This is a genomic window from Chryseosolibacter histidinae (assembly GCF_018598225.1).
Classification (GTDB): Bacteria; Bacteroidota; Bacteroidia; order Cytophagales; family Cyclobacteriaceae; genus Chryseosolibacter; species Chryseosolibacter histidini.
The window spans coordinates 22,128-46,510 of record NZ_JAHESF010000016.1 but is presented as its reverse complement, the minus strand read 5'-3'; the positions used below and the strand labels follow the sequence as shown (position 1 = coordinate 46,510).

The 24,383-nt window shown below is 50.1% G+C and carries 23 protein-coding genes; 8 read left to right on the top strand and 15 right to left on the bottom strand.

Going from position 1 to position 24,383, the window contains the following annotated elements:
- Positions 1-21: 21 nt before the first annotated feature.
- The 4 genes from KK083_RS17085 to KK083_RS17070 all read right to left on the bottom strand — a co-directional run bounded on the left by KK083_RS17085 (position 22) and on the right by KK083_RS17070 (position 3,458).
- Positions 22-882: a DUF4097 family beta strand repeat-containing protein gene (locus KK083_RS17085; protein WP_254165077.1), complete on the bottom strand. Its 861-nt coding sequence runs from the start codon at positions 880-882 to the stop codon at positions 22-24.
- 142 nt (positions 883-1,024) lie between these two features.
- Entirely contained in the window at positions 1,025-1,576 is a 552-nt protein-coding gene (locus KK083_RS17080) for a hypothetical protein (RefSeq protein ID WP_254165075.1), read from the bottom strand.
- A 65-nt stretch (positions 1,577-1,641) separates the two neighbouring features.
- A complete protein-coding gene (locus KK083_RS17075; protein ID WP_254165073.1) occupies positions 1,642-2,352 on the bottom strand; it encodes a methyltransferase domain-containing protein in 711 nt (236 codons plus the stop codon).
- A gap of 5 nt (positions 2,353-2,357) precedes the next feature.
- Positions 2,358-3,458, bottom strand: coding sequence for a type III polyketide synthase (locus tag KK083_RS17070; protein ID WP_254165071.1), 1,101 nt, complete (start codon positions 3,456-3,458; stop codon positions 2,358-2,360).
- A gap of 50 nt (positions 3,459-3,508) precedes the next feature.
- On the opposite strand from KK083_RS17070, the gene KK083_RS17065 reads away from it, so the two are divergent.
- On the top strand, positions 3,509-4,411 hold the full coding sequence (locus tag KK083_RS17065) for a UbiA family prenyltransferase (RefSeq protein ID WP_254165069.1): 903 nt from the start codon (positions 3,509-3,511) through the stop codon (positions 4,409-4,411).
- An 87-nt stretch (positions 4,412-4,498) separates the two neighbouring features.
- On the opposite strand, the gene KK083_RS17060 is transcribed toward KK083_RS17065, so the two are convergent.
- Together KK083_RS17060 and KK083_RS17055 are read right to left on the bottom strand one after the other, a co-directional pair.
- Positions 4,499-5,473: a sugar phosphate isomerase/epimerase family protein gene (locus KK083_RS17060; RefSeq protein WP_254165067.1), complete on the bottom strand. Its 975-nt coding sequence runs from the start codon at positions 5,471-5,473 to the stop codon at positions 4,499-4,501.
- Positions 5,474-5,594: 121 nt separating this feature from the next.
- Positions 5,595-6,704, bottom strand: coding sequence for an NAD(P)/FAD-dependent oxidoreductase (locus tag KK083_RS17055; protein WP_262899555.1), 1,110 nt, complete (start codon positions 6,702-6,704; stop codon positions 5,595-5,597).
- 107 nt (positions 6,705-6,811) lie between these two features.
- On the opposite strand from KK083_RS17055, the gene KK083_RS17050 reads away from it, so the two are divergent.
- The gene (locus tag KK083_RS17050) at positions 6,812-7,291 is read left to right on the top strand and encodes a response regulator (protein WP_254165057.1); all 480 of its coding nucleotides are present in this window, start codon (positions 6,812-6,814) and stop codon (positions 7,289-7,291) included.
- 374 nt (positions 7,292-7,665) lie between these two features.
- Here the strand turns inward: KK083_RS17050 and KK083_RS17045 are convergent, their stop codons facing one another.
- From KK083_RS17045 to KK083_RS32550, 3 genes are read right to left on the bottom strand one after another with little or no spacing between them, the layout of a single operon-like run.
- The gene (locus KK083_RS17045) at positions 7,666-8,898 is read right to left on the bottom strand and encodes an aspartyl protease family protein (protein WP_254165055.1); all 1,233 of its coding nucleotides are present in this window, start codon (positions 8,896-8,898) and stop codon (positions 7,666-7,668) included.
- A gap of 52 nt (positions 8,899-8,950) precedes the next feature.
- Positions 8,951-9,493: an LOG family protein gene (locus tag KK083_RS17040; RefSeq protein ID WP_254165053.1), complete on the bottom strand. Its 543-nt coding sequence runs from the start codon at positions 9,491-9,493 to the stop codon at positions 8,951-8,953.
- Between the two features lie 21 nt (positions 9,494-9,514).
- Complete coding sequence (locus KK083_RS32550) at positions 9,515-9,637, bottom strand: hypothetical protein (protein ID WP_262899554.1); 123 nt, start codon at positions 9,635-9,637, stop codon at positions 9,515-9,517.
- Between the two features lie 122 nt (positions 9,638-9,759).
- Here KK083_RS32550 and KK083_RS17035 point away from each other — a divergent pair, with 122 nt between their 5' ends.
- Positions 9,760-10,314 (top strand): DUF2911 domain-containing protein, encoded by a 555-nt coding sequence (locus tag KK083_RS17035; RefSeq protein ID WP_254165051.1) that lies wholly within the window; start codon positions 9,760-9,762, stop codon positions 10,312-10,314.
- A gap of 9 nt (positions 10,315-10,323) precedes the next feature.
- Here KK083_RS17035 and KK083_RS17030 read toward each other — a convergent pair whose 3' ends face one another.
- A complete protein-coding gene (locus KK083_RS17030; protein ID WP_254165049.1) occupies positions 10,324-11,976 on the bottom strand; it encodes a TolB family protein in 1,653 nt (550 codons plus the stop codon).
- Between the two features lie 156 nt (positions 11,977-12,132).
- Between KK083_RS17030 and KK083_RS17025 the strand changes: the two genes are divergently transcribed.
- Positions 12,133-12,873 carry a 1-(5-phosphoribosyl)-5-[(5-phosphoribosylamino)methylideneamino]imidazole-4-carboxamide isomerase gene (locus KK083_RS17025; RefSeq protein ID WP_254165047.1) on the top strand — a complete coding sequence of 247 codons (741 nt, stop codon included), beginning with the start codon at positions 12,133-12,135 and terminating at the stop codon, positions 12,871-12,873.
- Positions 12,874-12,945: 72 nt separating this feature from the next.
- Here the strand turns inward: KK083_RS17025 and KK083_RS17020 are convergent, their stop codons facing one another.
- The 5 genes from KK083_RS17020 to KK083_RS17000 form a co-directional block, all read right to left on the bottom strand.
- Positions 12,946-14,862 carry a DUF5723 family protein gene (locus tag KK083_RS17020; RefSeq protein WP_254165045.1) on the bottom strand — a complete coding sequence of 639 codons (1,917 nt, stop codon included), beginning with the start codon at positions 14,860-14,862 and terminating at the stop codon, positions 12,946-12,948.
- A gap of 15 nt (positions 14,863-14,877) precedes the next feature.
- Positions 14,878-16,470, bottom strand: a complete 1,593-nt coding sequence (locus KK083_RS17015; RefSeq protein ID WP_254165043.1) for a hypothetical protein — start codon at positions 16,468-16,470, stop codon at positions 14,878-14,880.
- Positions 16,471-16,594: 124 nt separating this feature from the next.
- Positions 16,595-17,173, bottom strand: a complete 579-nt coding sequence (locus KK083_RS17010) for a hypothetical protein (RefSeq protein WP_254165042.1) — start codon at positions 17,171-17,173, stop codon at positions 16,595-16,597.
- Between the two features lie 27 nt (positions 17,174-17,200).
- Positions 17,201-19,591 carry a TonB-dependent receptor gene (locus tag KK083_RS17005; RefSeq protein ID WP_254165040.1) on the bottom strand — a complete coding sequence of 797 codons (2,391 nt, stop codon included), beginning with the start codon at positions 19,589-19,591 and terminating at the stop codon, positions 17,201-17,203.
- A gap of 54 nt (positions 19,592-19,645) precedes the next feature.
- A complete protein-coding gene (locus tag KK083_RS17000) occupies positions 19,646-19,984 on the bottom strand; it encodes a hypothetical protein (protein WP_254165031.1) in 339 nt (112 codons plus the stop codon).
- A 213-nt stretch (positions 19,985-20,197) separates the two neighbouring features.
- Between KK083_RS17000 and KK083_RS16995 the strand changes: the two genes are divergently transcribed.
- The 4 genes from KK083_RS16995 (at position 20,198) to KK083_RS16980 (ending at position 24,237) form a co-directional block, all read left to right on the top strand.
- Positions 20,198-20,527 (top strand): tRNA-binding protein, encoded by a 330-nt coding sequence (locus KK083_RS16995; RefSeq protein WP_254165029.1) that lies wholly within the window; start codon positions 20,198-20,200, stop codon positions 20,525-20,527.
- A gap of 17 nt (positions 20,528-20,544) precedes the next feature.
- Positions 20,545-22,983, top strand: a complete 2,439-nt coding sequence (locus tag KK083_RS16990) for a bifunctional UDP-N-acetylmuramoyl-tripeptide:D-alanyl-D-alanine ligase/alanine racemase (RefSeq protein WP_254165027.1) — start codon at positions 20,545-20,547, stop codon at positions 22,981-22,983.
- A 68-nt stretch (positions 22,984-23,051) separates the two neighbouring features.
- Positions 23,052-23,963 carry a sulfite exporter TauE/SafE family protein gene (locus KK083_RS16985; protein WP_254165018.1) on the top strand — a complete coding sequence of 304 codons (912 nt, stop codon included), beginning with the start codon at positions 23,052-23,054 and terminating at the stop codon, positions 23,961-23,963.
- A 94-nt stretch (positions 23,964-24,057) separates the two neighbouring features.
- A complete protein-coding gene (locus tag KK083_RS16980; RefSeq protein WP_254165016.1) occupies positions 24,058-24,237 on the top strand; it encodes a hypothetical protein in 180 nt (59 codons plus the stop codon).
- Positions 24,238-24,383 lie beyond the last annotated feature (146 nt).

The following is a 24,383-nucleotide window of genomic DNA, read 5'->3' as shown; positions in this document are numbered from 1 at the left end:
TGCCAGTTTGTCAATTGTCAACTAGTTCCGGGCGCTGAGTCTCACCCGGGCATCATCGCCACGCACGTTCACTTTAGCAGTACCATTCGCGAGCGTGAGCTTCTTATGATCTTCACTCTCGTAGGAGGTTTTAAAGCTTCCCTGGGTACTCACGTGGCCATCGTCGTGGCGGATGTCGAATTCACCACCGCCGCTCGTGATGTCGAGTGAAACGAGTCCATCCTGCGCACGGAAGTTATATTCACCATTGTTGGCCAGTGACGTTTCAATGATGAGGTCACCATCGTCGATATCGGCGCGAATGGAAGTGAATGCCGCGTTGCGTATTTCGATATCTGCGTCATCGCCATCAACTTCGAGGCTTCCCTTCGCTTTGTCCATCCGGATGTCTCCGTCATCGATGCGGAACGAGAACTGGTTGCCTTTGCAATCTGTGAATTCGGCATCGGCATCATCCATGCTCATGGAGATCGCGCCGTTGATGTTCTTGATGAAATAATCGCCGTCATCACCGCGGATGGTGAGACTTACGCCTTCGGGGGCTTCGATCTCTATCCGGTAATCTTCTCTGTAATAGCTGACAAAGCCTGTGTTGAAACTGTTCTGATGTTCCCTGATGCGCAGGCCTTCATCCGTGGGTGTTACTTCAACCGTGAACTCTGACTGGCCGGAGTACAGGCCCTTGACCGTTACTTTCCGATCGATCTTTACGTGGGCATCAGGCCTCAGCGACCCGGTAATAAACACGTTGGCGTCAGACGAGCTCAGGTCTATGGTGCCGTTCTTGCTGATCTTGTATACTTTGTCGAGGTGAAATTCTCCGTCCTGGGCGGCGGCAACAGAGATCACGAGTGAAAAGAAGACGATGTAGAAGTTTTTCATGGCTACAGGCGATTTTCTTGATAAGACGCCTGTGAGCCCGCGCAGGTTGCTTCCCCGCTTGCTTTTTTTGACCATAAAAAAAGAATCCTCCCGGAATACCAGGAGGATCTTTTTGAATTAAACCTGTAAATAAAAAATCTTATCAGTTGCCGGCATCCGCTTCGTCAGCTTTCTTCAGCTCTTCATCAACTATCTTTTCGATGAGTTCACGCTGCCGCTCGTTTATTTTCTGATCTGTTTTCGCCTGTTTCTTCATGTAGCGGAACATGGCGTTCTTCTTTATTTCATAAGCGATAAACACCGTGTATTTATTGTTTTTAGCATCGAAATATTTTTTCTCGCCTACCTTGCGAAGGTCTGCAAGATCGGTGTTCATCACTTCACGCACAAGGCTTTGGAATTTATCTGCCACATCGGCCGCTTCGGCATTTTCTGTCTGGCCAAGATATTGATCCGCCACCTGTTTCATCGTGGTGTTCACCTGTGAGCCCAGCATTGCTTTCGCCTCTATGTCGGCCTTGCCCCGCGCAATGTTATCCTGTGAGCTTTCTCCTTTACCAGTTGACCTGAAAAAGCGATTGTTCGATTCATAGGCATTTCCCTGGAACGGCTCCTTTACCCTTTTTCCCAGCTGACTGGAAGAGCAGGCCGCCATCACCAAACATAAAAGCAACAAATTAACGCGAGGTTTCATGGTAATCGTTTTAATTGAATGGGATTGATGCATTCAGGGGCATAAATACGAAAAATTGTGCCAGTTTATTCTTTTATCCGCACAATTACCTGCCACCGGAAAGCCCACATCCATTGTATGGAATAATGCGTGATACCAGCGGCTTGCAGGATGTTCACAAGCTCCTGTTTTCTGAAAGCACGCAGCACGGAAAGAGGTGCATCATACTTGACCATAAATGACTTTGAAAAAAATTTTGTAAGCCAGCGGATCGAATAATAAGCAAACCAGTGCCTGTGAATGTCATTGATCACAAAGCCGATGCGCGTCTGCGTTTTCAGCTGGCGGAAGAACGAAACCAGCTGATCGTTGCTGAAGTGGTGAAAGAACAATGTTCCTGTTACCACATCAAAAGTACGGTTGCGAAACGATGCGGCTAAAATATCCACGGCCTCATAACGGATGTTACACTCCGGTGGCGTGTGCTTCCTGGCAAACTCGATGATGAACGGATTGGCGTCGAGCCCCGTGAGCTCAGGGTCAAGTCCTTTTTTTAAAGACCATTTCCGGATCAGCCTCAGCATGTCTCCGCTCCCGCACCCAAGATCGTCGATCCTGAAACGTCCCGGTGCACGTCCCTCCACCAGTTTCCTGATGCCATCAAGGGTCACATAGTTCCCGCCCAGCAGCGCATTGATGGTTTCCAATTCCCGTAAGGTCTGGTGAACAACCTCGCCGGAGCAGGCCAGGTCATCCATGATCTCTTCTTCCGAAGATCGTTTGCTGAAGTCGGGCATTTGCGTCAGGCGTTTTCAATGTTGAGCACCATGCTTTCAAGCGTCAGGCCGGGACCAAAGGCAAAGCTCAGGATCTTCTCACCCACATTCTTTTTGGTGAGCCCATCGATCACTTCCTTCAGCACGAACAGAACTGTTGGCGACGACATATTTCCATAATGATTCAACACCTTGTACGCCGCATGATTCTGTGCCCTGGTGATGCCCAGCTCCTGTTCGATCACTTCGAGTATTTTTTTTCCGCCTGGATGAATGGCGAAGTGTTTAATGTCTGAGATCTTTTTGGAGATCTTGCTCAGCAGCGCGCCGGTAAGTGAAGCTATGCCACTGCGGATGATCTCGGGCACATAAGCTGACAACCTCATTTCGAAGCCGAGGTCTCCAACAGTCCAGGCCATGTCCTGTTCACCGGCGGCAGAAAGATCATTATGAAAAGTCTCGAGCGCCAGGTTAAGACCATTGCTGCGCTGCGACTCAACGACCAACGCCGCGGCGCCGTCTGCAAATAAAGCATTGGCCAGCAGGTTGTCTTCGGTGCCTGTGGCCTGAAAGTGAAGACTGCAAAGCTCGGTGCACACAATGAGCACTTTTGCATCGGCATTGCTTTGACAGAAAGCATCTGCTGCTTTCAGCGCGTTGAAGGCGGCGTAACACCCCATGAAGTTGATGGCGGTCCGTTGCACAGAAGTAGACAAGCCCAGCATCCTGACCAGGTCTATGTCGAGGCCCGGCGCATACATACCGGTGCAGCAGGCTACGATGAGGTGTGTGACGTTTCGCAGGTCAACAGCATAGGCGCCTCTGAGATCTTCTACGGCAGCCACGCTCAGCGAAGGTGCCTCTTGTTTGAAAACACGAAGGCGGTCTTGTGTAGAAGGAAAGATCTCTGCATCGGCGATCTTTGAAAAGAAAGAGAAGTCACCCGTTTTGCCATAATCTTCCAGCACGGAGTAACGGTAGTCTATGCCACTCGCCCTGAAGAGGGTCTTCAGCTTGCGCGCATCACCAGCCGATAACCGCATGGTGCGAAGCATAAAATCTGCTATGACTGACTGGCTGAAGCGATGCACAGGATTGGCTGTGCCGATGGCGGTGATATAGCTCATGTTTTTCCTAATAAGACGAAAAACAGTTAATTTGTTTTAAATCCTTTTTTATGTTCAGACTTTCGTCGTGGCTGCACCTTCGGATTCCTTTCTCCTATTTTCTGCTTCCCGTTTTCCTGTTCAGCCTCTGCGCATCGCCTAACCTGAACGGACCCCGTATTGGCTGGGTGTTTTTTATTCTGCACTTTCTGCTGTACCCGGCCAGTAACGGATACAACAGCTACTTCGACAAGGATGAGAAGAGTATCGGAGGTCTTAAAAATCCACCGCCCGTGCACCGTGGTCTTTACTTCCTGTCGCTCCTGTTCGATGCACTTGCCATTGCGCTGGGGTTTCTGAAGATCAACCCGACATTTGCCATGATGCTGCTCATTTATGGGTTAGTATCCAAAGCTTATAGCCACCCTTCCGTCAGGTTAAAAAAATATGCCATTACCGGCTGGATCATTACCGGTCTCTTTCAGGGGTTTTTCACTTTTGTCATGTGTTACACGGGTGTTAATGACCTGCCACTCGAAGCCGCCTTAACACCGACCGTGACCGTTCCGGCAACACTCACCAGCATCATGCTCTGGGCAAACTATCCGATGACCCAGGTATACCAACATGAAGAAGATGCGAAACGCGGCGACAGAACTTTCAGCCTCATGCTTGGCATCAAGGGAACATTCTACTTTGCCGCGATATTCTTTACCCTGGCCACCATCGGATTTGTACTGTATCTCAAGTCTTTTTTCCAGCTCCGGTATGCCATCATCTTTCTGGCGGCACTGTCGCCCGTGCTGGTCTATTTCTTCTACTGGTTCAACCTCGTTCGCCGTGACGAGAACCAGGCAAACCATACGCACACCATGCGACTCAATTTTATTTCGGCTACCTGTCTCAACGCTTTTTTCATTTATCTCTTCCTCGACTCTTCTCAGGTGATCCAGGCGTTGCAGGGAGGATTTTGAGAGAGTCTTGAGTTGTTAGCTGCGAGCTGCGAGACGGACCCGTAACGCCTCGAAGCTCGCAGCTAAAGACTAGAAGCTAGTTAGAAACTAGACCATCATTCCAACGCGTTCCAGCAACGCTTTAGTGGCGCGGATGCCTTCATCTTCAGAGAGCCTGCTGCCTTCATACTCGATGCCGATGTAACCCGTGTATCCGGCACTTTTCACGATGGGCAGCATCTTGGTGTAGTCAGTCTCGATGCAGTTGCCCTGTGCGTCAAACTCGTGGGCCTTCGCGCTGACACCTTTGGCGAAGGGCATCATTTCTGTAATACCCTTATAGCGGTCGTACTCCTCTTTGCAGGTATCTTTTTCTCTTACGAGGCAGAAATTGCCGAAGTCGGGAAGGGTGCCACAGTTCTGCATCTGCGTGTTGGAGATCACCTGGCTCAGCCACTGGCCATCGGATGAGTATCCGCCATGGTTCTCAACGATCACATTGATGTTCGATCCTTTGGCAAATTCAGAGAGCGCTCGAAGGCCGTCAGTGGCAGCTTTGGCAACCTCTTCACGTGAGCCCTCGCCATAAGCATTCACACGGATAGAATGGCATCCGAGAAATTTGGCGGCATCCACCCACTTCTTGTGATTCTCCACGGCGGTGTTTCTTTTTGTTTTGTTCGTGTCGCCCAGGCCGCCTTCACCATCGATCATGATGAGCACACTGGTAACACCGTTGTCGTCACAGCGTTTTTTCAGGTCTGCCAGGTACGGCTGGTCTTTGGCTTTGTCTTTGAAGAACTGGTTCACATATTCTACCGCAGAGATACCGAAGTCGTTTTTAGCCTTGGCGGGAAAGTCGAGGTTGGTGAGCTTGCCTTCGAACAGGGTCTTGTGCAGCGACCACTCTGCCAGCGAGATCTTGAAAAACAACTCTTTGGGTTTCGCCGTCTCAGCCGTTGCCGTAGTATCGGCTTGCGTTTCTGATGATTGTTTGCCTGCGCAGGAAGAAAGAAAGGTACCACCCGCAGCTGTGCTCACCGTGATGAGACCGAGCGATCTCAAAAATTCAATACGATTCATAATTCGGTTTAGTTTTAAGGTGACGGAAGTTAAAGATTATTTTGAAACAGTCCACCGTCCACAGACCACAGCAGGAAAACCATGATCAGGCAATCGTACTTCGTACCTCGTAAATCGTACCTCAAAACTCTTCTCCATGCGTCTGGCGCACAATGAGATCGGCAACCGGTCTTGAATAGAGCGCGAGGTTCACCGCAGCGTTTGAAAGCAGGGCGTTGCCGAAAAGTTTCTGGATCCGGCGGCCGGTTCTCAGCCGGTTCGCGAATTTTACGTTCCATTGGTCGGAGTACATCTTTTCAAGTTGCGTCCGGGTGATCTCTGCCCTGCAATATTGAATCACCAGCGCACTGACCACTTTCGAGCTGTGCAGGGCCATCGCCATGCCATTACCACATAACGGGGTGATCATGCCGGCGGCGTCTCCTGCCATGAGTACATGACCTTCCACCGGATCTTTGGTTGCAAAGGAGATCTCGTTGATCACTTCCGGTTTTTCAAAAAGGAATTCGGAATTGGAGAAAACATACTTGAGTAAATTATTTTTTTGAAGGATTTCCTTTTCCAGCGAGGCAATGCTGCCAGTTTTTCGCAGGTTATTGCGGTGCGTGAGGTAGCACAGGTTGGTCTTTCCGTCCTCCACATTGCTGATACCGCAATATCCGTCCCTGAAATTGTGCAGTGCGATCAGGTTTGCAGGGTGATCTGTGCGGATGTGGTACTTGATGGCGGCATAGGGAGATCGTTTTGTAATGAATCTCCGGCCCATTGTTAGGTCGAGTTTGGATCTTTTTCCGAAGGCACCGATCACCACATCGGCTTCAAAATTTTTTACCTGAGTACTGATCGTGAATTTTTCGCCCTGAAAACGAACATCGGTGACTTCCGTGTTGAGCATACAGTTAACGCCACACGCTTTTGCTTTTTGATAGAGATAATGATCGAATGTAAATCTGCTGATGCCGAAACCTCCCATATCGAGCGGAATCGTGGCGTGGCGTCCGGTTACCGATGATAATTGAAACCGATTGATCTGAGGGGGAGAAAATTCATCAGGATACAGCCCCAGTCTCTTTAAAAAAGGCACTGCTTCGTTTGAAATATATTCACCGCATACGCGATGATGCGGGTACGATTTTTTTTCAATGAGCAGACACGGAATTCCAGCCATTGAAAGCTGGATTCCCGAAACAAGGCCCGCAAGGCCACCCCCGACAATAATTGCGTTTCTCAAAGCATTTGGTGATCGCTATCAAAATAAAAAGTAAAAAAATCTGGCCACATAGAATCTTTCGGGCCATGATTATACGTTATATACTTTAAATCTATAGTGCTGGCTGTATGGAAACAAGTGTTGAACCTATCAGGGCTACTGAGCCCCTCAATGTTTTGCTGATCGGAAATAACCCCATCGATATGAGCAAAACGCTCGAGCAGATCAAACAAGTACGGGGAAGAAAGATCATCACGGAGATCGCCTTCGATCTTCGCAGCATCGTTGAACGACTGATGAATTTCAGTCCTAACTTCATTCTCATCGACGATAATATTGGTCGCGCAGAACTTAACCAGGCCGTGGAAACACTGGCCCGCACCCGAAAAACAAAGGACATTCCCATCACCGTTATCAAAAACTCCAACTACCAGGAGTCATCAGCCTCTTCCGGTGTGCTGGACTATATCCTGAAACAGAATTTTTCACCCGAATCGTTGTACAACGCGATCCGCAATTCGCTCAAGTTCAGGAGAACACAACTCTATCTCTACAAGGCATACGCCAGAAGAAAAGGACAACTGAGAAGACTTGCTTTCTTGGCATAAACGCATAACACAAAGATCGCAAAGGAGCGTTTCGTTTTCGTCGTCATCCTGAATGGCGGTTTGAGCATTGGCATGCGCGAATGAAGGATCCCCATTTGACAGCGTGCCTACGACGTGCCATGCGCTCGAATTAAGTACGCAGTAAGCGACCTTGGGATCCTTCGCTCCCACATGCGATCACACCTGCGTCGCTTCAGGATAACGGGTTTCAGAGGAAAGGTTCGCTATGCTCTTTCAAGAACAGTTTAAAAATATCTCTGCGGCCCTCTGCGGCTCCTCAGCGTTCTCTGCGGTTAAAAAAAAACTTTGCGGGCTTTGCGTCTTCTTTGTGGGCTTTGCGTGAACCTGTATTTGGGCTTTGCGTGAACCTGCATTTAAATCTGGTCCTCCAGCCTGAAATCCACTTTCATTCGCTGGCCCTTCCGGTCTAAGGTGAGGTTGATCTTCTTCCGTGGTTTGTAGTTGAACAAGGCATTGATCACGTTCAGGTCGATCTGGCTGGCCGGCATGCCGTTGATGGTGACAAGGATATCGCCTTCCTTGATGCCGGCGCGGTCTGCAACAGACTCCCTTCTTACTTCCGTGATCTCGAACACATTCAGGCTCGAACCTTTTGCTTTTACAGTGAGTCCGCTGAGGTTATAATGAAATCCTTTTTTGAACGCATGGTTCTTCTTGAGGTAGATCTCTTCTTTCGGAAAATTGAAGATCACGGTAAAACGGCTTAACGATTCACCGCCGATGGATCCGTTGCGCGGCGTGGCGCCCGTTTTCAAACTATCGAAATAACTGTTAGGGTCAGGAAAATTGGCGATGAGGTTCTCCAGTTGGTAAGGTCCCATGTGCAACGCCTTGATGCGCCCCACCTTACCGGTGATCTCACCTCCCAGCCCACGGCCGATCACGCTGCTCACCACCTTTTCGGGTACTTCGATCCTGGAGTCGGAGCCGGGGTCAAGCATCAGGCCGTGGCTTGCACCCGAATCCATCAACAATTTCGCGGTAAGCTGGGTGCCATCCGCCAGCACAATGGGTGTGGTGATATAGGGTTTCGTATCTTCAATGCGTATAGGCACCGCGTGAAATTTCCGTTTCATCTTGAACCGTTGCGGCAACATCAGCGTCAGCAACTTTTTTTCATAGTTCACCTGCACAATGAACCTGCTGAACAGCTCGTAACCGAGAATGCCGTGCACATCGGTACCCAGATAGTTTCGCAGTTCCAGGTAATCTTCTTCCAGCACCAGCAGCGCATGCCCCCGCCCCAGCACGCCCGGCAGCTCGAGCGAAACGTTGTTGGTAACGTAGGCGTCTACCAGCTTTTCACCACCCGGGCCGGAGATGGTGTACTTCCGCGAGTACGATAAATTCAGGATGTCTGTGAATGACTTTTGCGTAAGAATGGCCGTGCGCACGCCGGTATCGAGTATGAACTTCAGGGGCAACGCGCCATTGAGCACCACGGGCACCACAATGAGGTTGTTGTAGATCTCGATGGGTATCTGAACCTTGGTTTTTCCATCGGCCAGCGAAAAGCCCAATGCCTGGCTATAGCCCTGAAACGAGCAAAAAACGAAGAACGCAACAATCAGGTACCTGTGCAACATAGGCGTCCGGGAGCACTTTTTTCAATATAAGACAAATTTCAGAGAGTATACATTAACCCTTTTTGGGGTATATGCAAGAAAATGCCTCTTCAGGAGAAAATGCGATCTGAAGCATCTCCAGGTATGCAGGTTTGAGAAAACCCTCTTCTGACATTAAACGCATTTGCGCCAGCAAGGGGTCAAAAAAGTGATTGATATTTAGGATCACGACGGGCTGATCGATGAGGCCCAGCTGACGCCAGGTGAGAATTTCCGCAAGCTCATCCAAGGTGCCCCATCCGCCGGGTAAGGCAATGAACCCGTTGGCCAGGTCGGCCATACGTTGCTTGCGCTGATGCATGCTGTCTACGATCTCCAGCGAGGTAACACCGCGGTGGCCAACCTCGCGCCTGACCAGAAAATCAGGAATGACACCAGTAACACGTCCGCCTTCCTTGAGCACGGCATCGGCAACAACACCCATCAAACCGATATTGCCACCTCCGTATACGAGACCTACGGACGATTGCGCCATCAATGAACCCAGTCTCCTGGCGGATTCAGCATACAGAGGGTTAATACCCGTGGCCGAGCCGCAGAAAACGCAAATGTTCATTATGCGTAAAAAAGTGAGGTATTAGAATTTATTATCGTGCTTGTTCTTGCTCACCATTTTGTTGGGGAAGATCCAGGGGGAGATAATGGCAAGAATAAACAGTGTGATTACGACGTAGAAAGGCCACCAAGAAGCGAAATCCATAACTAAATTGTTTAAAAGCCCGTAAAAATAAGTGGTATTCAGGTAATTTTTATGGAAAGAATTGAAAATTGTTTTTAAGTTAAACGCGTTGATTTGCAGCATTTTATTTGTCACCTTAAACCATGAAGAAGTTTTTGATCTTTACTATAGCCGGTATCGTGCTGATTGTGGCGCTTATGACAGTGATCGGCTATATGAACAGGAAGCAGGCCAAGTCATTCAGTCCTGAAGGCGAATCCTTATTTCAGAAAGGTGATCTTACCATCAGGGTATTTTATAACCGCCCGTTCAAAAAAGGCCGTGATATTTTCGGCGCCCTGGTGCCCTATGACAAGGTATGGAGAACGGGTGCCAACGAAGCCACCACGTTCGAGACCAATAAAGATCTCCAGATCGAAGGAAAAACATTAAAAGCCGGCAAGTATTCGCTGTGGACCATTCCCGGCCAGGAATCGTGGACCATCATCTTCAATTCGGAATACGGGCAATGGGGTATCAACTCGAAAGGTGAAGCCAACCGCGACCCCGCCCGCGATGTGCTCACTGTGAACGTACTGGCCGTATGGCAGGACCAGGAGTTTGAACAATTCACCATCTCTTTCGAAAAAGCAGGCGAAGATGCCGAGATGGTGCTCATCTGGGACAAGACCCTGGTGGCAGTGCCCTTCTCTTATTGATCTCTTCTATCATTTTTTAGCGCGTACCATAGCCTTCACCGTGAGCTTGCGTTGCTCCGGGAGCGTGGCCGGAATGGCATTGCCGAAAAAACCAAAATTACTTTCAGCAGCGCCCTGGCTTACCAGGTATTTTGCAATGGCCTGCGCCTGCTGCCAGGTGCGGTCGTTGTGATAAGTAGTTTTTACGATCACCGTATCGCGTTCGTAGAGCTGACCCAACGTATCGATATCGTCATACTTGGCATGGATGGAGTCGTACAACACTTCCGTAAGGTCGGGGCTGGAGCGTACTGAGTCTTCAACGTACCCGCTGAGGAGCACCTGGATCTCGAATTTCACATTCGGATTTCCCTTCACCAGGCGCATGAAACGTTTGAGCCCGGGTGCAGAAGCCGAAGCATCTACCACACTCGAGTAAGGCTTGAAGCTGATCATGTCCAGCGGAAATTCATCGTTCACAGCCAGCGGTTTGATCACGGCCGAAACTTTCTCCACCTGTGGGATCTTGTCTGTGGTGAGGTCGAGCTGTTTTGTAAAATAGCTGACGGCATCCTGCTCCGGATCGATGGCCAGCTCATACTTGCTGCCCTCCATCACATACACAATGAAGGAGCCGTCTGCATAGGGCCTGCCGTTGTAAAAATTTTTCTTCTTGGTAATGTCAACAATTGAGATGTAGGCAGACACAGGATTGCCCGCGGCGTCTGTTACTTTGCCATCGAGCTTCATCATGCCGCGGGGCCGAAGCTGATCGGGGATCAGATATTCCATCAGCTCATTTCTTCGCTGGCCCATGGCGTCTTTCACAATGTATCGGCCCAGCGCTGCAACGCTTACATACTGATCGTCTTTTTCAGTGTTCACAAAATCCCAGGGCACTGGTTTGCTCCAGGCTCCGTTGGTAAACTTCGTGCTGTAGAGGTCCATACCTCCTTTGCAACCCGGCATTTTATCTGACGAAAAAAGAAGGGTCTCTCCGTCGGCCATGATGCGTGGGGTCTGCGAATTTCCGGTGTTGATGTGCGCTGGCAACTCGACCGGTTCATCCCACTGACCGTTTTGCTTTTTTCCCGCCCTGAAGATCTTGCAGTTGCCTGCCTTGTTCTGGTCCATGGTTTCGCAGCGCATAAAATAAATGACACTGCCGTCTGCCGCGATCGATGGGCAGCCTTCCTGCGCTTTGGAGTTGATGGGCATACCTACGTTGACAGGCTCGGACCAGGTGTTTCCTTTCAGGTCACTTGTCCAGATATCGAAGCCACCAACGCTGGGTGTCTTCATTGTGGAGTAGTAAAGTTTTTTTCCATCGGCATTCAGGGCAAAACCCCGCAGAAAATTCAAGCGGGTGTAGATGCTCTTGGGCAACAGCTGCGGCTCTTTCCAATCGGCGTTGTCACGTGTGGTATAAAATGGCGCCAGCATATTGTCTTCTGCATTGTCTGACAGGAAGACGATGGCATTGGCATCTGCGCTCAGGTAGGGCGCATAAGCATTGAACGACGGATGGTTGATGGTGTTCGGCAGCCTTCGCACCTTGGCCTGCCCAAAGAGGCATACAGGAGCAAGCAGAACGAGAACTGCAGCAATGGCAAGGGGTTTCATATTTTTCATGGACGGATCGATAACGGTGGCTTCGTACATCAGGATTTTTCGAAGTAGCATTTCACACGATTGCAGTGCTTGAATCCGAAAATAAACATAATTAATCTTGAATCGTGAAATGCATTTCGACCAAATAATTCGCGTCTTTTCTTTTATTTGAAATGGATGTTTGCCCTTTGCATTGTAACTTCGCTGAATTAAACAATAACGCGCCGAATGATCCAGGTAATTCCATCTATAGCCATCCGGAAAGGTAACGTTGTAAAAATGCGTAAGGGCGATCCTACGAGCGAGAAGGCTTACGATGAAAATCCGCTTGACCTCGCGAAACGTTTCGAAGATCATGGCATTGAAGTGGTGCATTTGGTTGATCTCGACGGCGCTGAAAAAGGAAGTCCTGTGAACTGGCACGTGCTCGAAGCCATTGCAGGTCATACCGATCTCAAAATAGATTTTACCGGTGGCATCTCCACCGATGGCGATATCAGCAAAGCCTACGAATACGGTGCTGATTACATCACGGCAGCCAGCGTGGCAGTAACGGATCCCGAGCTTTTCGCATCATGGATCATTTCCTACGGTCGCGAAAAAATGACTCTCGGCGCCGATGTGATCAACCGTGAGACCAAAGAGCTTCTCTTCCGCGGATGGCAGCGCAGATCGCAGCTGACCCTCTTCGAACACCTCGATTATTTTTATTCACGCGGCCTCAAATACGTCAAGTCTACCGATGTATCACGCGATGGTGTGCTTGAAGGACCCGCCTTCGATTTCTACAAAGAGATCATCGATACCTTCCCCGAAATATGCGTGCTGGCCAGCGGCGGCGTACGTGGCCTCGACGACATCAAACGCCTCAACGACATGGGCATCTTCGCCGTGATCTTCGGCAAAGCTTTCTACGAAGGCGTGCTGAAGCTCACCGACCTGGAGCAATTCCTGGTGAAGAAAGTGTAAGTAGATACGAGGTACGAAATACGTAGCTCGATCTGCATTTCCTCGTACCTCGTAATTCGTACCTTGTACCTTCTATTCAACGCTCAACACCCAGCTTTCAGCAAACTGAAACTCTGAGCGCTTGCGGAATTCATCGCGCATGTTACGTGCTTCGTCAAGTCCTCCCGATTGGAACACGTGAACGTAGTACACATTCTTGACGGTGACAAAGCCGAAGCTGTTATTGTAACCACTATTGCGCAGCATCCTGCTGTAACGTTCCGCATTTTCCTTCTGACGGAACGCGCCCACCACCACGTAATGTCCTACGGGAAGCTCATCGCGATGACCGCCTCGTTTTACAGTCTCATGTGCGGGCTCCGGTGCCGGCTGAACGGGTTGCTCCTTCGTTTCAACTACAGGTGAAGGTGTTTCGGTAACAGGGGTTTCAACCGGTGGTGGTGTTACCTGTTCTTTGGTTTCTTCCTGCGTTACTACAGGTTGTGGCTGCGCAGGTTCGGCTGTTGCACGTGCAGTAGTGTCTACCGGCACCTGATGCTCTATGGCCGGGGGCTGCTGGGCAACGGTATCCGGTTTCGGCGCTTCCGGTGTTTTTTCGGGCTCTTCTTCCTTGTCTTTGTCCTTATCGTTGTCGCTGCTCTCGCGGTTCTTCTTGGGTCGTCCAAATACCAGGTTCATACCGATGTGGGCATCTGCCCTGCTGGCCCGCGCGGGATAGATAAAGCTGTTGGCCCGGTCTGAGGTGGCATAGAACTGCATGTGCGTCAGCTTCAGGGCTATGCCGGCACCGATATTGGTGATGCTTCCATTCTGGTATGTTATGCCCACCGTTGTGTTGAGCAGGCGGCCGAGCTGCAGGTTGTAGCCGAGGCTGAGCGCAGGGTTCACCTTTTTATGGAAAACATCCATGTATACCAGCGCGCTGAAATTGTTCACACGCAGCAACCTGAAATTCACACCGGCGTAGAACTTGCCGGTCAGCGATGTCTTGAACTTGTTGCCCGTGGTCTCGGTAGCCGTAAACAGGTTCTCGAGCGAATCGGCTTCCGCCTGAAGGAACTCGTCGCCCGGTTTCTTGTTGATGTAATCCAGCATGTCAAATCCCTTGAACGTATAGTTGACAGGCGCTACGCGATACGAGCGTGTGTACTCTTTCCAGTTGATGTAGCCAAGGTCATTGATGGCCGCAGAAACGGTGAGGTTATTGGTAACCTCGTAGGTTGCACCGATGTCCCACGACATGCCCTTGTTCTTGGTGCCGAGAAAATAGGTTTTATAATCGTTCACATCCAGGTTGTCCTGGTCGAAGAAGTCGATGCCGGCGGTCTGGAAATGAATATTACCTGTGCGGATGTTCACCGAATCCATGTTCACGGTAAGCCTGCCATCGATGCTGGTCGATTCTCCCGCGGCGACGCCGAGCAGGTAATTGAAGCGGGCACCAACCCTCAGCTCGGGCGTGATATCGCGTGCATAGTTCAACGATATTTTATTGTAAGCAACGCTGCGGCTATAGAAATTGCTAAGGTCGAGCGACTTTCCAACGTACGCCGGGTGCGCCGGACCGCGGATGGCCCAGCCCGCAAGATCGCCGGGATAATTGAAACGCATTTCAAGCACCTGGTGAATAGCAAATGACAAATAACCTTTTCGTCCACGCAACCCGAGATAAAAAAGCTGGATCGCTTCATTGACCTGGATGCGGTTGGAAGGGTTGAGCTTGCTGAAGATCGAGAGGGTATCGATCTTGAGCGAATCATTTTCGCTGTCCATAAACACATCGCGGAAAGCAATGCCGTCGTTATCCGCGGCAGCGTAGATCGATGACACCAGGGGCAGTCCTATCGTCAACTTGCTGTTGGGTGCAAAAGCAGGGTTGAGCATATTGGCCTGCGGGAGGTTTGCGTTGAGCCTGTAGAGTGAGAACTCTGTCTGCGCAAGGGCTGGCAATACCAACAGCAGAACGGAAAAAGTAAAAAGGATCCTCATGCTTTTCGATGCGGTTTAGTATTGGATGCGGGTATTGACGCCGACACTCACCTTCAGCTTATCGGCAGTAGAGAACTTCACAGGCACTGTGCCATTGTTCGATGTGAACATCACGGCGGTCATCACCAGGAATTCTGCCTGCTCTATGCGGTCTATCTTCGCCTGTGTAACGGTCACTTCCTTGATCACCTGTTCTGCGCCGGTGGTAAAGCCATCAGGCCCTACGGTAGCACCTTTCAGGAACGAGCGCTCTGCAAACAACGAGTCGAGCACCTGGCCATTGTTATCCAAAAAGAAGATCTGTACGTTGGCGTCGAGCGGAGATTCATTGCTGGTCTTCACCTTGATCTTGCTTTGCTCCACATCGTCAATTCCCAGTCCGCTAAAATCAAATCGTTTTGAAATAGACAACGCTGACACCTTTCCATGCATGGGAAGCTCGAGGTGTACGGCAACCACCACCTTGCTGTCGTCAAGCACAAAGTGTTTCGATGTTACCGGTGCCGGATTGAGTGCAAGGTCAAACTGATACCCCAGGTATTGCGGGAAGGAAGAGATCAGCTGCGAAAGATTTGAATTGCTGGCGTTGATGTTGATCTCGCTGGTAACAGCCTGGCCTATCTGGCTGTACGAAGGCGCACTCACGCGATAAGGATTATTGGGCGCATTGACCGCCGCGCCGCTAAGTGCCGTGCTCGTGTTGCCCCTCCACACGGCGATGTTCCGAATATCGAAACCCAACGGCACACCGAAGCTGTTCTGCATGGTGAGCCTGATCAGGGGATCAAGCAATTCAAAGGTACCGCTGGTCAGGGTGTTGTTAAAAATATCAACGTTCAATGAGTCTGCCGTGAGCTGGGTGGAGCTGGATCCGAGATCGCCGTAGATCGCCCTGAAGCCAAGGTTGTCAAGACCGAAGCTGAAATCGAGGCGGTGTGTATTATTGATCGGCTGGCCAGTGTCAGTAATGGTGGCCTTGATGGAAAGCGATACCGTGTTTGTAGTGGTGCCGTTCCGCGTTAGGTCGAAGCTCGATCCCTGAAGATTGAACGAAGGGTTCTGACTGCCCGCACCGGTAAATGTGAAATTGCGCTGGAACGCTGTGCCCTGAAATTTGAGCGAAGTGATGTTAACGTCAAGGCTGATGTTTGCCGGGAACGTAGAGCTCATCTGGAAAAGCATCTGGCCTGCCTTGATCACTACTGAGTCTAGCGCTTCGGAGTTTGCAGGAGTGAACGCAAACGTGAGGTTCTTGGTCACCGTTACACTCGCGCCGGGTGAAGGGAAAGAGACTTCAGGACCGGTGATCGACAGCACAGGGCTTTGCTGATCGGGCAGTGAGAAGAATCCTGCGGCTGAAGGCGTGGTCACCGTATCGTCGTAGATGAGCACCAGGAGGCCCTGTTGATCGACAATCCTGGCTTTGGATTCTCCCTCCGTGAGAAACTCTTCCATGCTGAAGTCCGAGTTCACCAGTGGGAAATCGATCGAAGGAGCAAAGGAAGGATCTTCGATCTTATCTATCCTGTCTATTTCCTCAAGACATGAGGCCAGGATAAATGCAAGGCACAGAAAAAGTGCCCCCGCACCGAAAAGTATTTTTTTCATGAAGTAAGGTTAGGAAACTTATATACCTGTTCCAGTGTGCATGGTAAGCACTGAATTTATATATAGTTTTCCAAACCTCACGCTTCATGTACCTTTTTTAAAATAAATGAATCCCTTACCCGGGTTATTGTACGGTCACATTAAAGTCCACTTCAATATCGGTATCTCCTCCACCCGGGCAGTTGCCAGTCTTCTCGCCAGGCTGATGTCGTAAAACCACCTTTACAGTACCTGTGCTTACGGCACCTGTAACCCATGAAGTTTCAATGCCCAGTGGCAGGTTGTTGCTGTCTTTGTCTTTGGCATTCACAGTAAGATTTACATTGCTTGTGGTGAAGCAGAACAGGTGGTCGCTCGCCTCATTCTTCACTTCCGCCGTGATATCTCCCGCCGGCGTTGCTGTTTCATTCAACAGCGTGATCAACCCTTCGTAAGTAGTGTATGCCGCTAACGGACCGCTTACTGTTTTTACGGGCTGAATGCTGCCGTCGCCATCTTCGTCATAGAACTTAAGCGTTACACTATTGCCCCCGCCTACGGGTGTCAACGTAAGGGTCATGGTCGTGATCACCTCCTCCTCGTTCACAGGTTTGGGATCATCGCCACACGCCATCACAAGCAACAATGTTGCAACTAGAAAAGTGGAAGAAAAAAACAGGATGAAGGAACGTAAGCTGTCAGATGGTTTTAATTGGTTTTTCATTGGATGTTGGTTTTATAGTTCAAGATCTTAATGCTTATAAAAATGATAGGAAAGCCTGATCATAAAATTAGAGCCGGTCTCATCGGCATAATATCTCAGCCTGTTCATATAGTTGCGATAACTTTTATTCAGCAGGTTCTCTCCTGAAAGGGTCACTGTCAGCTCCCTGTCATAAACCGGAAGCCTGAAGCCGATGCGCGCATTTAACAACGCATATCCCCCGGGTGCGGGCGCGAAATCGAATAGCTCGTGTGAAGTATTGGCAGGAATATCCTGCGGGTATACCACCCGTGGCGCCCGCGTTTGCTGCAGTACCAACGGAACGCTCACGCTGAAAAACAGGTCGCTCAGCTTACCCATCGAAGGAATGCGGTAAGTAAGTGCGTTTTCGATCTGCCCCGGCGGTATGAAGATCAGCTCATCATCGCGTTCAACGTCGCGGGCATAGATGTACGACAGTTTGCTATTGTAAGAGAACCTGGAGTTGATCTGCCATTTCAGTCCTGCATCGCCGCCCGTCAGCACGGCATCGGTCTGGTCGAAGCGGAACACCGGAAAATATCCCCTGATGGTAAGCCGCGTATCGTACGGCCTGAGAAAAACATAGTTGCTGATGGCATTGTAGTAAAGTGAAAAATCGAAGCTCAGCTTTTTGCCTGTGTACTGAAGGGTGTTGATCCACTTCTTCGACATTTCTTTCCGGATCAGTCCCTGGTCGGTGAGCACTTCATTGCCCTGGCGCATCAGTCCTTCTTCGATGGAGCCGGTGCCATGGTGCAAGCCTTCGCTGTAAAGCTCACTTACGTGCGGGGGTCGTGACGAGACGCCAACGTTGCTCACCAGCCGCAGCGTTGGGCTGAAGAGATAGGCAAGGCCAAGGGTGCCGCTGAAATAATTAAAATTGAAGGCAGGTTTGATCAGGGTCTGGTTGTTTTCAAAGGTCATCACCTTCAGGTACTGGTGATCGAAACGTGCACCCGCCTCCAGGGTCAGTTTTTTGCGCCGCCATTTTTCAAGTATAAAAACGCCGGTGGAAAGCTGTTGGTAGTCGGGGATCAGGGGACGGATATTGGTTGTCTCGGTATCGTTCTGGTTGAACTTCAGAGTACCGTTGAAGCCGATGCTGCCGCTGTGACTTCCCTTTTCATGATCGAGCGAAACGTCAAGCACATTGCTGAGCAATCCCAATGATAATGCCGGCCTGTCGCTTCGTCCGCCCCTGCGGATGTCGTACTCTTTACGCTGATTGTACTGCGCTCCGTAAAGTATGTTCAATCTGCCGAGGTCTTTCAGCTGAAAGTAGGAGCTCACTTTCAATAACTGGTGATTGATCTTTTGTTTTGGATTAGCAAGGTTGTAGGTGAAATCCTTCACATACCACGGCCTTTCACTCACAACGGATTGCTGAAGGTCGTTGAGGTTCTCGGTATGGGCCGCCCGCAGGATGCCGATCTCCGTGTTGAAGCTGCTCAGGTAGATCTCAAGTCCTTTGCCCGTGCCGTTGAAGCCCAGTGCTCCGGAAAAATTCAGCTCGGCCAGTCCCGTATTCGAAAGGTTGTAACCCGGCGTGTGATAGTCGCCACCACGTTTCACAGAGCTTTGGGCACGCCACGTCCACTGGCTCGTTTTACCGAGATTTCCTTCCAGCATGGCCGAGAATGCACCCATGCGGTTGTTCGACATCAGGCCCATGTTAAGCTCACCGCCCAGTTTTTTCACTTCGTGCAGCGGTGGCGGGGTGATAATGATCACACCACCAATGGCGTCGGAGCCGTAGCGTACGGTCTCGGCGCCTTTGACCACTTCAATGTTCGAGGCGATGTAGGGGTCCACTTCAGGCGCATGCTCTATGCCCCATTGCTGGCCTTCCTGGCGGATACCATTATTAAGAATGAGGATGCGCTGGCTGTGCAGGCCGTGGATCACCGGTTTAAAGATGGAGGGGCCGGTCTGAATGGCGTTCACGCCCGGTATTTCTTTCAACGCTTCGCCCAGGGGTTTTCCGTGCAGCGCCTCCAGATCTTCTTTTTGCAGCAGCCCCACGGTTTGTGAAACGGATGTGCGCTGCGGCTCGCCCTCTATGACCACATCTTCAAGCTGGGTGCTGACCTGTGCCAGTACAACGGTAAGCCTACCCGTGTGTGGAACCTTAACCTGCACGGTACGTTTCTCGAAACCTACATAATGTGCTGTGAGCGTATAGGCGCCCGGGCAGAGACCTTCAAAAGTGAACGATCCGTCTTCTGCGGAGATGATCTGTTTTCCGGCCTGGGCGATGGACAGGGTTGCACCCGGCAATGTCACGCCACCTTCCATTTGTACCACACCTGTAAGGGTATGGGCACACTGCTGCGCGGCTGCTGGCAACGCAAACTGAAACAAGAAAAATATTAGCCAGAAAAACTGCCTTACGGTCATTTTACTTAATGCAACAACGTTGCAAATATAACAAAGTAAAATAAAAAGGAATGCCTAGTCGATAATATCCTGCAATTTGTATTTCTGTATGATGTAATACAGAAAGTTGAAGGAGAGCACGGAATCATCGTCCTGCTTCTGGGGCGGCTGTTTTTCGGTGGGTTTGGTCAACGATGGTTCGGATTTTATACGGGCAGGCGGCGGGGGCACGGTCCTGATCACGGAGGCAGAATCTTTTGCGGCGTTATTCACGGTTACAGGGTACCGGGGGCGCAATTCTCCTTCACCACCGGGTGAATAGAGCATTTTATCGCGCTCATGGTCTGTCATTTCATAATCCGGAATGCCAGAGTCTTGTCCGTACGAAGCCGTTGCAAAAGCTGCTAGGGCCATGCAGGTAAGGATCAGGATATGGTGAAACCGGTTTTTCATGAGCTCCCGGAGCTGGTCAAATGGTAATCTTTTGATTTTGCTTCCAGAAAAGTACAAAATAAAGCCGGAATCGCCCACGGTAAAAACTTTTTTCTGTTTACAAAGACTTTGACAGAATTTTGAAGATTTTTAATTTTTTGCGATTCTGACGTAATTTTCAAGCTTTTAAGCGCTATGATCACCTGGGAAGATTTTGAGAAAATCGATATTCGGGCGGGCACAATTGTTAAGGCAGAGCCTTTTGCAGAGGCCCGGAAGCCTGCCCTGAAAGTTTGGATAGACCTGGGCGAGCTCGGCATCAAAAGATCGAGTGCCCAGATCACGGCTCATTATAAACCTGAAGAACTGGTAGGGCGCCAGGTAGTTTGTGTGGTGAACTTTGCGCCGAAACAGATCGCGAATTTTGTTTCAGAGGTGCTTGTCACGGGCTTCCCTGACACGGAGAAAAATGTAGTGCTGTGCACAGTCGATAAGGCTGTACCCAATGGAGCGCGGTTGTTTTAAAATTATAAAACTCTGATATGATCCTGTTCTCTCAGCTCGAAGCCATTACCGGAGGCAGGATGCTGCGCTTTACGAAAGATGTGCAGATCTCATCGCTGCATACAGATAGCCGCAAAGCTATCGGTACCAGCGATTCCGTTTTTTTTGCCATCAAAGGTGAGCACCACGATGGCCATCAGTATATCCATGAGCTGTACGAAAAGGGAGCCCGGTACTTCGTGGTTGAACGCGAGCCGGCGCACGCCGACAGTTATCACGACGCCAACATCCTGCTAACGGACTCGTCAATCAAAGCATTACAAGCTATCGTGGCCTATCACCGGTCGGCCCTGCACATGCCGGTGATCGGCATCACCGGCAGCAACGGCAAGACTATTGTAAAAGAGTGGTTGTTCCAGCTGCTCTCGCCAGATTATAAGATCGCGAAAAATCCAGGAAGTTATAATTCACAGCTGGGCGTGCCGCTCTCCATATGGCAGCTCCAGAAACATCACGAGCTTGGGATCTTCGAAGCCGGTATCTCCACCACGGGCGAAATGGAACGCCTCGCGCGCATCATTCAACCTACCATCGGCATTTTCACCAACATCGGCTCCGCGCATGATGAAGGGTTCTCTTCCCTACAGGAAAAGGTAAAGGAGAAGCTCGCGCTTTTCACCACCTGCAAAACGGTGATCTACTGCAAAGACCACGCGCTGATAGACGAGGCGATACAACGGTCGGGCTTGCCTTCGCTAAGCTGGGGAAGCTCCTCAACGGCGGGTATACAGGTGCGGCAGCAAAACGGCAAGTTCACGGTCTCGTTCAAAGGCACTTCTTTTCCCCTGGCGTTGCCGTTCTCTGACAAGGCTTCTGTGGAGAACTGTTTTCACTGCGTAACGACGCTCTTTCATCTCGGGTACAGCGCCGACGAGATCCAGGAGCGCATTCAGTCGCTGCAGTCGGTACCGATGCGACTCGAGCTGAAAGAGGGTATCAACCAAAGTCAGGTGATCGATGATACGTACAACAACGATCTGGCTGGCTTGCAGATCAGCCTTGAATTCCTCACCAATCAGCATCAGAAAAATAAAAAGAGAGTCATCCTTTCCGACATCCTTGAATCAGGCCTTTCAAATGAGGCCCTGGCAAAACAGATCGGTGCCCTGATCTCCAAGAACAACATTCACGCGTTCATTGGTATCGGCAAAGTGCTGTCTGCGCATCAACAATATTTTCCCGAAGGCTCACAATTCTACAGCTCCACCGCTGAGTTCGTAGACCGGTTCGACTGGGACTCCATTCAACAGGAGGTTATTCTGGTAAAGGGTGCACGCGCTTTTCAGTTCGAGAAAATCGTGGAGCGCATCCAGCGAAAAGTACACGGCACGGTGATGGAGATCGACCTCGGCGCCATTGTTCACAACCTGAACTTTTTCAGGGCGCGGCTCAAGCCTTCGACGAAGATCATGGTGATGGTGAAAGCTTTTGCGTACGGAAGCGGGAGCACGGAGATCGCCAACCTGCTTCAGTATCACAAGGTAGATTACCTGGGTGTGGCTTACGCCGATGAAGGTATCGACCTCCGCAGAAATAATATCTCGCTGCCCATCATGGTAATGAATCCGTCCGAAGAAAGCTTTGGAACGCTGCTGCAATACAAGCTCGAGCCGGAGCTGTACAGCTTCAAGATCCTTCAAAGTTTTCTGAGCTTTCTGCGGGGCCGAAGCTGCGCTGTGCACATCAAGCTGGACACAGGCATGCACAGGCTGGGTTTTGAAGAGAACGATATCGACAAGCTTACTAGCATTCTCAAAGAGCAGCCAGGACTAAAAGTGGCTTCCATCTTCAGCCACATGGCAGGCGCCGATGAAGCCACCCACGACGATTTTTCGAAAGAACAGGTGCAGCGGTTTCTGCGCTCGGCTGACAAGATCTCGCAGGTACTTGGTTATAAACCTGTTTATCACATCCTGAACTCGCCGGGCATTCTCAGGTTGCCTCAATTTCAGATGGATATGGTAAGGCTCGGCATCGGGCTCTATGGTGTGGATCCTACAACGGAGAAGACCGAGGGGCTGAAACCAGTGGCCACATTAAAGACCATGGTATCGCAGGTCAAGTCGATTGAAACGGGTGAGACCATCGGTTATGGAAGACGTGGAAAAGCGGAGAAACCTTTGACGCTGGCCACCATTGCCATCGGGTATGCCGACGGATTCAGCAGGGCCTTCAGCAGGGGCGCCGGCAAGGTGATGATCCAGGGACAGCTCGCACCTGTCATCGGCAATGTGTGCATGGACATGACCATGGTAGACGTTACCGGCATTGACGTAAAAGAAGGCGACGAAGTGATCGTTTTCGGAAGCGGACTGCCCATTCAAACGGTTGCAGATTCCATTCATACCATTCCTTACGAGATCCTTACCAATACCAGCGAACGTGTAAAAAGGGTGTTTGTAGCCGAAAGCATTTAATGCGTTTGGATTTGACATCCTCAATACTCATATTTGTCTATATTTTCTGTAGACTTTAAGAGTATTCTGTGGAAAGAGAGCAAATTCAATCAATAGCAACTCCTATCGGGCTCAAGCAGCCGGCTGTAAAGCGGTTGCCTGTTACACTGTTGCTCTCGGTTGTCGCGCTTATCTTCATGATCAGTACAGCGGTGTTTTATGCCGATACGCTGACTTACTGGTTCAGCCTGCTGCACGAAGATTTTTACCTGTTTATGCTGGCGGGATTCATCGCACAAATGATCGACGGTGCGTTGGGCATGGCCTATGGTGTGAGCGCATCCACCTTTCTGCTGAGCTTCGGCGTGCCTCCTGCCGCAGCGAGCGCCAGTATTCATACTTCTGAAATTTTCACGAGCGGTGTTTCCGGGCTCATGCACCTGAAATTTCAGAACGTGAACAAGAAACTTTTCAAAACACTGCTGCTTCCCGGCATCATCGGTGCGGCCGCGGGTGCTTTCGTTTTATCATCGCTGGAAGAATACAACAACATCATTAAACCGGTCATCGCGTTGTATACGCTTTATCTGGGAGTGATCATCATCCGCAAGGCATTGAAGAAGAAAAAGAAAGTGAGCTCGGGCAACATTCCACGCCTGGCGACCTTTGGCGGTTTTATGGACTCTATCGGCGGCGGAGGCTGGGGTCCGATCGTATCGTCTACGTTGATCGCACGCGGGCGGCATCCCAGGTATACGATCGGCACCGTGAACCTGGCCGAGTTCTTTGTAGCGCTGGCAAGCTCTATTACTTTTTTCGCCGTGATCGGTCTAAGCCACTGGTATGTTATTGCCGGATTGATCGCGGGTGGTGTGATCGCAGCACCTATCGCAGCCTTCCTCTCACGGAGGCTTCCTGTAAAAACCATGATGATCCTGGTGGGTGTTATGGTGATCCTCATCAGTATCCGCATTATTTTCAAGGCCATTATGGCGCTGTAGGATTTTTTTTGCGTCCAGTTCACTACCACAGAAAGCAAGATGTTAACAAGGTCGGAACTTTAGTTTCCGCTATTGATCAAAATGCATTTGGTGTGTGAAAGAGGCTTGTTTGTTTCATGGAAAAAGTGATAGCTTCGTTGTCAAAGACTTAACGCCCCAGCAATTTATTGAGCTTGCCTCCAAACATCCGTCAAGGATCAAACAATCAAAATTTATTGTTCCGCAAAAATTCGGCGCGGGTTTCAAAGCAAAGGTTCGTGTAGTTTTTGAATGATGAATGAGAAGTCACAACGACCGATAAAAAGATACTTTCTTCATCGTCAGGTTTGTTGTCAGATTCCCTTATTCATCAGTTCTTACAGACACAACATCAGAAGGCTGTAAATGAAGCTGAGAGCATCAAACTCAAAGGTAAAGAGC